Source organism: Halomonas cibimaris (genome assembly GCF_039537045.1).
Classification (GTDB): domain Bacteria; phylum Pseudomonadota; class Gammaproteobacteria; order Pseudomonadales; family Halomonadaceae; genus Vreelandella; species Vreelandella cibimaris.
Map to the genome: position 1 here is coordinate 1 of NZ_BAAAZT010000021.1, position 9,997 is coordinate 9,997.

At 54.7% G+C, this 9,997-nt stretch carries 13 protein-coding genes; 8 read left to right on the forward strand and 5 right to left on the reverse strand.

Annotated features, from left to right (window positions below; translation table 11 throughout):
* Positions 1–1,798: 1,798 nt before the first annotated feature.
* Entirely contained in the window at positions 1,799–2,425 is a 627-nt protein-coding gene (locus ABD654_RS02540; RefSeq protein ID WP_344701968.1) for a tyrosine-type recombinase/integrase, read from the forward strand.
* Here ABD654_RS02540 and ABD654_RS02545 read toward each other — a convergent pair.
* Entirely contained in the window at positions 2,422–2,670 is a 249-nt protein-coding gene (locus ABD654_RS02545) for a hypothetical protein (RefSeq protein WP_344701970.1), read from the reverse strand. The two genes, ABD654_RS02540 and ABD654_RS02545, sit on opposite strands and share 4 nt — an antisense overlap.
* A gap of 361 nt (positions 2,671–3,031) precedes the next feature.
* Between ABD654_RS02545 and ABD654_RS02550 the strand changes: the two genes are divergently transcribed.
* Positions 3,032–3,406 carry a type II toxin-antitoxin system RelE/ParE family toxin gene (locus ABD654_RS02550; protein WP_344701972.1) on the forward strand — a complete coding sequence of 125 codons (375 nt, stop codon included), beginning with the start codon at positions 3,032–3,034 and terminating at the stop codon, positions 3,404–3,406.
* Positions 3,399–3,716 carry a helix-turn-helix domain-containing protein gene (locus ABD654_RS02555; protein WP_311946578.1) on the forward strand — a complete coding sequence of 106 codons (318 nt, stop codon included), beginning with the start codon at positions 3,399–3,401 and terminating at the stop codon, positions 3,714–3,716. Before ABD654_RS02550 ends, ABD654_RS02555 begins: the two co-directional genes overlap by 8 nt.
* 18 nt (positions 3,717–3,734) lie before the next feature.
* Here the strand turns inward: ABD654_RS02555 and ABD654_RS02560 are convergent, their stop codons facing one another.
* A complete protein-coding gene (locus ABD654_RS02560; RefSeq protein ID WP_344701978.1) occupies positions 3,735–4,598 on the reverse strand; it encodes a replication initiation protein in 864 nt (287 codons plus the stop codon).
* Between the two features lie 595 nt (positions 4,599–5,193).
* Positions 5,194–5,499, reverse strand: a complete 306-nt coding sequence (locus ABD654_RS02565; protein WP_344701980.1) for a hypothetical protein — start codon at positions 5,497–5,499, stop codon at positions 5,194–5,196.
* 128 nt (positions 5,500–5,627) lie between these two features.
* On the opposite strand from ABD654_RS02565, the gene ABD654_RS02570 reads away from it, so the two are divergent.
* Entirely contained in the window at positions 5,628–6,215 is a 588-nt protein-coding gene (locus tag ABD654_RS02570) for a DNA-binding protein (RefSeq protein ID WP_344701982.1), read from the forward strand.
* Between the two features lie 622 nt (positions 6,216–6,837).
* Positions 6,838–7,227 carry a MobC family plasmid mobilization relaxosome protein gene (locus ABD654_RS02575; RefSeq protein WP_311946569.1) on the forward strand — a complete coding sequence of 130 codons (390 nt, stop codon included), beginning with the start codon at positions 6,838–6,840 and terminating at the stop codon, positions 7,225–7,227.
* A gap of 125 nt (positions 7,228–7,352) precedes the next feature.
* Here ABD654_RS02575 and ABD654_RS02580 read toward each other — a convergent pair whose 3' ends face one another.
* Positions 7,353–7,850, reverse strand: a complete 498-nt coding sequence (locus ABD654_RS02580; protein ID WP_311946570.1) for a hypothetical protein — start codon at positions 7,848–7,850, stop codon at positions 7,353–7,355.
* Positions 7,851–7,995: 145 nt separating this feature from the next.
* Here ABD654_RS02580 and ABD654_RS02585 point away from each other — a divergent pair, with 145 nt between their 5' ends.
* The 3 genes from ABD654_RS02585 to ABD654_RS12155 all read left to right on the forward strand — a co-directional run bounded on the left by ABD654_RS02585 (position 7,996) and on the right by ABD654_RS12155 (position 9,746).
* Entirely contained in the window at positions 7,996–8,160 is a 165-nt protein-coding gene (locus ABD654_RS02585; RefSeq protein WP_344701984.1) for a hypothetical protein, read from the forward strand.
* A 33-nt stretch (positions 8,161–8,193) separates the two neighbouring features.
* Positions 8,194–8,505: a guided entry of tail-anchored proteins factor 1 gene (locus tag ABD654_RS02590; protein ID WP_311946572.1), complete on the forward strand. Its 312-nt coding sequence runs from the start codon at positions 8,194–8,196 to the stop codon at positions 8,503–8,505.
* Between the two features lie 932 nt (positions 8,506–9,437).
* Positions 9,438–9,746, forward strand: coding sequence for a type II toxin-antitoxin system RelE/ParE family toxin (locus ABD654_RS12155; RefSeq protein WP_425552693.1), 309 nt, complete (start codon positions 9,438–9,440; stop codon positions 9,744–9,746).
* 46 nt (positions 9,747–9,792) lie between these two features.
* Here ABD654_RS12155 and ABD654_RS02595 read toward each other — a convergent pair.
* Positions 9,793–9,997, reverse strand: a 205-nt coding sequence (locus ABD654_RS02595; protein WP_344701986.1) for a helix-turn-helix domain-containing protein, incomplete at its 5' end; no start/stop codon positions are given.

A 9,997-nucleotide genomic window follows, 5' to 3' on the forward strand; every position in this document is an offset into this window, starting at 1 on the left:
TTATAAATTTAGTTAATATGACAATAAGCTTAGATCTCATAGCCATTGAGTTGTACTCAACGGGGTCTGATGAAATTAGTTCGAAAGCAGTATTCATCTCCAGTTCCTTCCGCTGTGCTCTATCTATAATTTAATCTTTATGCAAACACATAGATGCGGAACATTGTGTCTGTGTAGATGCTTATGATCTCCCTAAGCAAGGTAGGCGTATTATACAAGTAATTATATTTTAATTCAAATATTTTTTCCCTTAACCTTCCATAGCCCATCGCCGTAGCGTATTCCCTTGCGCCACACGCATGGTTTCCGGCCTGACCGTGGCGCGAAGCAGCAACATAACTTCCATGGTTATCAAGGGCTTGGCAACGTTTACGCATTGCGTATGGTGTATCGCTTGTTAAGGGTTATTTTTGGCCTTTGAAGCGTCCCTCCATCAGGCCGCGCCCAGGGAGGATGCAAAAAAATTCCTTTAGGAAGCAGACAAGGACTGCGAGAGGCCCTTGGGCGTGAAGTGACCAGGAAGGAAGCAAAAGGGATGGATGGGTCGGAGTGGACCGCCAAGGATTGTGTTGGCAGCGATGGTGCTTCTGTATTCAAGATAAATGCCCTGTCGTCCTGGGCCCCGGCAAGGCGTTGGAAACCCAAAGCCATCAGAACGCGATGAATGCGCTTTGAATAGAAAAGTAGATTTCCACTTTTAAATCAATAATTTACCTGACAAAAAAAAGGGCCCCAAGAGGGCCCTGATATCATCGGCTAAAACTAGCAGTTAGGTAGGCTGCGGAAGTGGCATCCCACAGTTTCCCAGCGGCCGTAGCGAAAGCGTTCGTACGTTGATACGAAAACAGTTTTGACTTTCATCGCTGATCCTCCAATTTTTGGAGGGAGGCAGCATAAAAGTGTTCAAAATCAAAACCTTAATTGCCAATACTTGAAGGGCATAAGCAATATTAAGCTATACGTTTTGACCTTGCCCATTAGCACCTCCCAGGGTGAGCCATCCGCCCAAAACGTAAGTTTTGGGGGCTCATGCTGTACAGCGACCCCGGATATCGGCTAAGATCAATGTCTCGAGTAAAGACCTTTCCTACCAGAAGTCTCTGCGGTCTAAGCCGGATGGTTTAACTTAGACACATTGCTAGTGGTACAGGAAATGCGTAAAGCCAGCCACCTCCACAGTGGCTGGCTTTTACGTTAATACCCTGTATACACCTTTCCTTTTTGGAACACTTTCCAGTAAATTTCGATTCCTCATTCGATATATTTTGCTGTTGATGTATTTACGCTCTTTCGTAATATACCCATATTCGCGGTATAAGCCGACGATGATCTCATCAAGGCTTGCAATCCCTTCATATCTTTTATTTAGCGTATTTATTATCCAGTCTTCCAGTTCGTCGGTTTTATACGCATTAAGTTGTGATTTGAGCTCGTCGGGAAGGTCTTGGGTATCCCCAATTCGCTTACCGATAGGTTGGTCGCGTAGGTTGACGTCTTCATTTTTTCTCATGCTGAGAAAGCTACAGAAATTTTTGGGGGTAGTCAACATAGGAATCGAGTAAAATTTCAAAAAGTCGTCTTTCTGCGCATCTCGTCCCCCCCCTTGAGGTCTTTATTTTGGATAAACCCATAACTACCCATGTGTGCCCATATTCATCCATATGGATGCGTTGCGTTGGCATAGCTCCTCCTCTGGTTTTAACTTAAATACTCGCTTCATTTATGTGGTCACCCACACAAACTGTCTGTCTTTTAACCAAAACCCGGACAGTTACGGCCGCCCAGGGAGCCCAACCCCATGACTGACGTCGCTTCATCTCGCGTGACCCGCCTGCGTCCGGCCACTGAAAGCCGGACAGTTCGCACGCGCTCGACCAACGACGCGGCCCGAGGTCGCAAGCACCTGACCCGCGACGAGGTGCATCGCCTGATCCGAGCAGCCAAAAAAGGCCGCCAGGGCCGGCGCGACGCGCTGATGATTCGCCTGGCCTTCGAGCATGGCCTCCGCGTGAGCGAGCTGATCGCGCTCAAGTGGCAGCACCTGGATCTGGCCAGCGGCCATACCCTGACCATTCAGCGGGCCAAGGGCTCGCTGGACGGCACCCATCCGCTCCAGGGCGAGACCGTGCGCGCGCTCAAGCGCTATCAGAATGCCACGCAGCGCCGCGACGGCTTCGTGTTCGTCAGCGAGCGCGGGGCGCCGGTGAGCGTGGCGGGGTTTCGGAAGATGCTGGCTCGGCTGAGCGAGCGCGTGCTGGGCGTGCCCTGGCACCCGCACGCTTTACGTCACGCCTGCGGGGTACACCTGATCAACAGCGGCACGGACATTCGCACGGTGCAGCAGTACCTGGGCCACGCCAACATCCAGAACACGGTGGCCTACACGGCGCTGTCGGGACGGCCGTTCGAGCGACTGACGTTTTAATCGGGTTTGGTGCGTGCCTCAAACCGTGCCAGCAAATCGCTAAAATCGCGGGGTGGCGTAGTAGCGGGCTCTGCCTCGGGCTCCACAGCGCCTGGTGCCTGGGGCGCAGGTAATGCCCGCATGGCCTCCTCTAGCTGCTCAATACGATCGGCCATGCGTTCAATCACCGCTGTTTGCCGGCGCATTTCTTCAAGTAGCGCGCTATCGCCCTGGGGTGTGTCATCGGGTGTGTCCACCTGGGACATTTTAGGGTGTGTCCGATGTGTCTGCCCTGTGTCATGCGCAGGCGGCTCACCGTAGCAACGGATCAACTCAGACATATCCAGCGTTCGCCCGTGGTCGCCAGCAACACTGTATGCCAAGCGGCCCAAGGCCATGTGGCGGTATAGCGTCTTGCGTGGTTTTCTGTACAGCCGGGCGGCGGCGGATACGCTGAACTTCATGGTGTGTCACCGAGACTGTGGCATGGGTGTGTCAGTAGGCAATGTAGCCTACCAGACGGCTAAAAGCCTGCCCCAGGCAACTCCCTACATACGCCGGCGTTGCAGCCAATAATGGATAGGTGTCACACTTAGTGTTATACTTAACATAATAGAGATTCGGCCGGTGAGGATTTTTAAGAACGCTTGGTTTGAGCGCTTCGCCCGTAAGCAAAAGCTGCCGGATGACGCGCTACGTGCAGCGATACAGCGGGCAGAACAAGGCTTGATTGATGCTGACCTGGGCGGCGGTGTGATTAAGCAGCGGATCGCCCGGCCTGGACAGGGGAAGTCAGGCGGCTATCGCACCATCGTCCTGTATCGCGAAAAAAGCAGGGCTTTTTTCATGTATGGTTTTGCAAAAAATCAGCAGGACAACATCAGTGAGGATGAAAAAGAAGCCTTTAAAAAAGCCGCTCAACACATACTTTCACTGTCTGATGCCCAGTTAAGCGCCATGATAGAGAAAGGGCAGTTTTCGGAGGTGAACGACAATGGCTAAACAGTATCGCAGCGACGCATTCGCTGCTATTCATGAAACCATGGAAGCCCTGCAAGAGGTTGGAGCCATCAGTAAGCGCACCATGCGTGACTTTGATGAATCTTGCCTCACGCCGGTGACGCCCCTGTCACCCGATGAAATCCGTGCGCTGCGTGAGCAGGAGCACTTGTCACAGCCGGTCTTTGCGCGTTATCTCAACGTCAGCAAAAACTTGGTATCCGACTGGGAGCGTGGCATTAAGCGTCCTGGCGGGCCGGCATTACGTCTGCTGACGTTGATCGCCAAAAACGGTATTCAGGCGGTCGCTTAATACTATCGGACTGCGCTTTTAAGAATGCCGGCTTTCAGTCAGTAGCCGTAGCGCAGCATCCTCATAGGATTCACCGGGCTTCGATTTGGTTTTAATGACGGCCATAGGGATGCCGTATATAGCGCCTGTGGCGTTCTTATCCTTTGTTTCGGTGCTAGCCCCAGGTTTTCCCTTACGACTTTTCTGTGGGCTTTTTGAGGCTTTTTCACCGAATGTGAACACTAGGTGTGATACTCGCCGTCCAGTTTTGCGCTGATCCCATTTGCACCATAGCGGGCTGTGCTCGTTGACTTGATCAACCGCTGGCTGAATGACTCGGCGCTTGAGGTCGCGGATGTTCGGGTAGTGCTCCCCGAGCTGTAGCGCCTCACGCAGCCATTCGAGCGATACCTCTCGCTGTCCAGCGTCGCGCCACTGGCACAGCAACTCATAGAACCGCATGCCGTGGCTACTGGTCATGGTAGCCACGTCAGCCAGGGCGTAGCGCGTGAACTGCTCCGAGAGCTGGGACAAATAAGGCACCATGTCGGTGCCGAAGCGTAGGGCTACTATGCCCTCGCTCTCCCGATACTCAACCGTCTGCACCCAGCGGGTAAGCTTGACTTTGGCATGACCGTTGCCATTGGGCGCTTCATGGAGAGTCACTTCTCGACGATATAGCCTTTCAGAGGCTGCTTTCAGGTGCTGATAGGCAGTGCCTAGCTTTGTGCCTGTGTCTTTAGCTATCTGCTGAGCGCTGACCATGTAGAGCTTCTGGTCTGTTAGCGGTTCGTTGCGGCGTACCTGTGCGATGCAGGCCAGCACAATGCGTTGTTCGTAGAGACTTAGGCGGTAGGACGCCTCAACCAATGCATTGGCTTTGTAGACCAAAGCGTGCTGCATGCTACACCCCTAGTGTGACTTTTTTATATATGTCACATAAAACCATCATTTTGTCCCTCTTTCAACCATCATTTTGTCCTCTTTTGACCATCATTTTGTCCTCTTTTGACCATCATTTTGTCCCTTTATTTCCTTTTTAACTCTTTATAATCAATAATTTATAAACGATAAAAGGGGAAAAGGGAAAAGGTACAGAAAAGAGCGCGATACGCGCTCGCCTACCCTCCAGGCGCTAAAGCGCCTTCCGCCCGGCCCTTCGGGCCGCCTAACAATGGCGCGCCCAAGGCGCGGCCCTAGGGCGCCATCGAGGCGCTACGCGCCTGGGCGCCCTAATGGGCGGCTTACGCCGCGCTAGATCCGTGCTATCGACTTGGCAACCCCTGTTTGGCAACAAGGTACGGCGGCTGGGCCAGTTTCCAAGGCGGGCGTTTAGCTGCTGTGGGTCGGTAGGACTCGTGCCTCGCCGGTTTCGGGGCGCAAGCGCCCCTTCCATCGCCGCCAAGGCGGCGATAAACCCGCTTCAGGCCAGGCGCCGACGCCTGATAATGAGGCTTTCGGCGAAAGCACCGGCAACCTCCCGCCCTGGGCGTCGGGCTTATGCCTCGAGCGTTAGCGTGATGCCGTCGTGCGCTCGATCCAGGGCACCCGAGTACGTCGTGCCGCAGGCCATGGCCACCGCATCCAGCTCGGCCGCCAGGCGGGGATCGCTATCACGCAGCAAACCGTCGCGCAGCGCTCGTTCGGGGTTGCCGTATGTCCCGCCGGGCCAGTCGGTGCTGCGGTGCTCGATGTCGCCCTGGCCGTTCGTTAAGCGGTAGCGGTATCGGCCGTTAACGCCGTAGACCTGGATTCGGCCTGTGTGAGCCATACGCGGCAGGTTGTAGGCGATGTCATGCGGCATATCCCTTCTCCCTCGATGCTCACGCGCAGCATAGCTCGGTTTATGTGAGGCAATGAATACAATATTGTTGTATAAAATTGTATGTTGTATTATACTACATACAACAAAATACGGAAAAGGAGACAGACATGGCCCTGACCCCGGAAAAAATCCACGCTGAAGCCGACAAAATCGCCGAGGCTGGCGACCGGCCCACGCTGGCCCGCGTCCGCAAAGCCCTCGGCGGTGGGTCATTCAGTACGATCTCGGAAGCGATGCAGGCGTGGCGGGAAAAACAGACCGAAGAGCACGCCCTGGCCGAAATCGAGGTGCCGGAGCCCATCAACGAGCGCGTAGAGCAGCTCAAAGCCGCAGCCTGGGATGCAGCGGTGGCCGAAGCCGAGCGTCGCCTATCAGCGGAGCGTGCGGCGCTGGACGAAGCACAGGCGCAGGCGACCGGCGAAGTCGAGGAAGCCCGCGAAGCGGTACAGACGCTCGAGGAGGAAGCGGCCGAGCGTGACCGCGAGTTAGAAGGGCTGCGCGGAAAGCTGGCAGAGGCGGAGCGTGGTTGGCGGGAAGCCGAGCAGCAGCGCGAAGCCGAATCGGCCCGTTTGTCCGAGCGTCTTAGCGGCCTGGAAGCGCGCTTGAACGATGCCCAAAACGTGATCGATCGGCTGACGGAACGCGAAGTGGATCCGTCCACCTCTCAAAAGGACAGCAAAAAGAAGCCTCGGTGAGCCCGGTCGGCCCAAGAATGACGAAGAAAAACGAGCGTTGACCTAAAAAGCTCAAAAGTGTTCAAAGGTCCACCGATAAAACAAAAAATATTGATTATAATCAACGTCTTGCTATAGACAGGGGTGCCAGCCTTTGCATGCCTCCTTGGTGGGCAAGGATGACGATAGATGACGAAGAATGTCTAAAAGGGGGCAAAGTTGACGAAGAATGACGAAGGATGACCAAGGTTAGCGAATAATGGCCAAGGCTCGCGCGCTATCTACAGCGATTTTATCGCTTTACATCTCCAGAGCAGTAAGAATGAGGAATTCGTGTATGTTTTCAGGGGTAATATAGCTGCGCTAAGCCAAAATCAATGGCTTACATAACTGTTTTGTTAAATCTATGGCTATTACCCCCTCAAAACGCGGTTGAGTGTATGGTTTGAAAAAGCTAGCTCCCCTCCCACCCTGCCCTGCCGGTGTGCGTGCACCCAATAACTCTATTTGAAACTGTGCTAAACTATTAGCCATAGAAGCCAGCCTACCCTGTCAGACAAAAACGCTTCGCGGCTTTGCTGCCAGGGGCTGGCGAGGGGCTGCGCCCCCTCGACCCCCGAAATCCCAACCCCGGAGGCAACCCATGGCGCAACGGCTTACCAAGCGTGTGACGTTACGGCTGCCTGACGACACCGCCGCCGAGTGGAAGCGGCGTGCCGAGACTGCCGACCTGTCGCTCAGCGACTGGGTTCGCCAGCGCGTTGACGGCGCCGGCGCGGTGAAGACCGGTCAGCGACGACAACAGCGGCGGTTGCGCACGCTGACAGCCGACCCCGAATTGCTGCGACAGCTCGCCGCTGTAGGGAGCAACGTCAACCAGATCGCCCGCGTGCTGAATTCGGTGGGCCTAACGCCTGGTGATCATGCGCATCTGCTCGCCGAGCTAGCCGCCATCCAGCGTGAGCTGCACCGACTTGCCGAGTTGCCCAGTTATGATCCTGACGACCAAGGCACGGAGGCACCGTGCACATAAAATTTCTCAAGCATGGCAAGGGCAGTGCGAACGGAGCTGCACGTTACCTGCTGCAAGAAAAAGATCATACAGGTGAGGTCCGAGCCGAGGTCACTGTGCTGCGCGGCGACCCGCAGCTGGTTGCTCTAGTCGCAGATAGCAGCCGGCACAAATGGGGTTATACGAGTGGTGTTATCGCCTGGGGACCCGATGACAACCCCTCTCACGCTGAGATTCAGGCCGTCATCGAGGAGTGGGAGGCTACCGCGTTCGCAGGACTTCAGCACGATCAGTACGCCAGCTGCGCCGTACTGCACCGAGATCATGACGGCACAGCCCATATTCACACGCTGACTGCTCGCGTTGAGTTGAGCAGCGGCAAAGCTTTGAATATCGCGCCTCCAGGCCATGAACGGCTTTTTGACCCGCTGCGCGATGCCTGGAATTACGAAATGGGATGGGCTCGACCCGACGACCCAAATCGCGCCAGGCGTGTCCAACCCGGCAACGAGCAGCACCGGAGCCGCCCGGACCGACACCCTCAGACCCGGACCGAGATTACCTCGCATATTGAAGCGTTGATCGCTGAAGGGCAGGTCACGAACGCAGCTGAGATCCGCGCAGCGTTGGCCGAGATTGGTCACATTACGCGCTCTGGCGCGTCATACGTGAGTGTTTGCCCGGAAGGCGCAAAAACAGCGATTCGGCTGCGGGGGGATTTATTTCGCGATGACTGGACTATTGAGCAAACCTTGGAGCGAGAGGCCCGCCGAGCGCAGAGCGATGCAGATGGTCAAGCTGGTCGAGCTGACCCAGCAGCTGCTGAACGAGCACGAGAGCGCTTGGCAGTGGCCGTTGAGCGACGTGCGGAGTACCACCGAGCGCGCTATCCACGTGTCGATGAGTGCGAGTCAGAGGCTGCAGGCCGATCGGTCGATCAGCAGCAAACAATAGATGCCGATGATCCGGCTCCAGGAGTGGCAACACGTGACAGAGTTGGAAACCCTGCTATTGCAGCAGTTACAGCAACAGCAAAGCGAATCCGAGAGGTTGGTGAACGCGCTGTCAGAACAGCTACAGCGCTTGCAGACAGCGCAGAAGGCGCAGCAGAACGAGAACGCCTCGCTTCGCCAGGAGATGCGCAACGAGCGGGAGCAAATGCAGCGCGAGATCGAGACGCTTCGCCGCGACCTTCAGCAGAGCGATCAGCAACACGCGGCAGCGTTCGACAAACTGACGCGGCAATTGAGCGAATCATCGGGGCAGCTGAGCGACTTGAAGCAGAAGTTGGACGGGTAAAAACGGCCTATCAGGCGTGGATGTTTCGGCAAGCCGAGCGTGATCGGCAAGACCGACTGGCGGCTGCATCAACACCATCGATGCCACAGCGGCCACCAGAATCACTGCGAGAGGAGCCAGGAGCGCTGGCCGAACGCATCCTACTGATGGCCAATGCTACTGAACGCTTGGAGGCGATCCGTGCTGCCGACACTGGCAATAATCTGGATTTTGTAGATGCCCTGGATGAGCAGCTCGCCGCAATTGGAGTGAGTCACCTCGGAGAGCTAACATCGGCCGCTGAGCGGCGACGAGCCGCATTGCTGGGGGAGCCGCCAGAAGAACGGAAGCGCTCAAAGCAAGAGGCGTCCCCGCTCCCTCGCTCTGGGCCTAAAGGGCCTGAGTCAGCCCGGTAAAGATTCAAGATAAGACGGATTAGAGCTAGGGCAGGATTCGTAAGGTGCTGGCATATGCCGGCAGTTAGTAGGGGTGTCCGGGGAGCAGATGCTCTGAGTATCCGTGGCATAAAACCCCGCAGGTTAAAATAGAGGCGCGACTGTAGAAGGCTTGAGCGTCTGGGCACCCTGTAGATTCGATTAAATGCTCCAAGGAAAAAGATCGAAAGATCATTACACACCCACAATAAATCTCACCAAAATAGGCTAGACTAGCGTTGATTTAGATAGCCCGCTATCTTTTTCCGAGCGCCTGAAAGATAGCGCTTGAAATTATATAATTTATTATATAATATATGGCTCGGCACTGAAAGTAATCAGTGTCGAATCCATGAAATCATGAATGGCCTAAGGGCCCCGCTAAAAAAAATTTGGCGGATTTGAAGGAGATATGGACATGAAAATCGCATACGACAACTTAAAACGAAGCAAGTGGAGGAACGAAAGCAAATGGATATACATGCGACAGATGAGGTAATATTCCTGAGCAAGCAGGTTATGAAGGATTTCTCCGACCTGGACTCTACAACCGCCCAACGGTTCTTGACGAACTTGGAAATGGCGGCCTGGGGAGTTGAATTGGAGATATCATCGCAGCATCTCGGCGGCACGGTAGGAGCTAAGGCAATCGAGTTGCGGCGAAACGGACGACCGGCTAAGCGGTGCGTCTTCGTAGTAGAACGCCCTGGCAAGGTTGTAATCTTGCACGCATATAAGAAAGCTTGCGACGGCGTTGACAAAAAGAACACGGATACCGCGAAGGGCCGCTACAAGCAGTGGCTGGAATCAAGGCCTGTAGCAGACTAACCCGTGTGTTTTTTTGGGGGGGGGGCTCCCCCCTTTTTTTTCTTCTCTAAACCCTCGTGATTCGAATATCTAGAGGGTTTTTATGATCCATCGGATTGAACCTCATATCTAGGGTATATCCCAGTTTGAAAAGTATCTCTAGTAGCATATCCACAGAGAACTTGTCTATTTTTCCATTCATGAGGTTGCTGATTCTAGGCTGTGAAACTCCTAGCTTTTTAGCTGCAGACGTTTGTGTCCAACCTTGATCT

Coding starts and splice junctions, on each gene's coding strand:
- ABD654_RS02540 (WP_344701968.1), top strand. CDS start 1,799: ATGACTGACGTCGCTTCATCTCGCGTGACCCGCCTGCGTCCGGCCACT.
- ABD654_RS02545 (WP_344701970.1), bottom strand. CDS start 2,670: ATGTCCCAGGTGGACACACCCGATGACACACCCCAGGGCGATAGCGCG.
- ABD654_RS02575 (WP_311946569.1), top strand. CDS start 6,838: ATGGCGCAACGGCTTACCAAGCGTGTGACGTTACGGCTGCCTGACGAC.
- ABD654_RS02560 (WP_344701978.1), bottom strand. CDS start 4,598: ATGCAGCACGCTTTGGTCTACAAAGCCAATGCATTGGTTGAGGCGTCC.
- ABD654_RS02565 (WP_344701980.1), bottom strand. CDS start 5,499: ATGCCGCATGACATCGCCTACAACCTGCCGCGTATGGCTCACACAGGC.
- ABD654_RS02555 (WP_311946578.1), top strand. CDS start 3,399: ATGGCTAAACAGTATCGCAGCGACGCATTCGCTGCTATTCATGAAACC.
- ABD654_RS02585 (WP_344701984.1), top strand. CDS start 7,996: ATGGTCAAGCTGGTCGAGCTGACCCAGCAGCTGCTGAACGAGCACGAG.
- ABD654_RS12155 (WP_425552693.1), top strand. CDS start 9,438: ATGAAGGATTTCTCCGACCTGGACTCTACAACCGCCCAACGGTTCTTG.
- ABD654_RS02570 (WP_344701982.1), top strand. CDS start 5,628: ATGGCCCTGACCCCGGAAAAAATCCACGCTGAAGCCGACAAAATCGCC.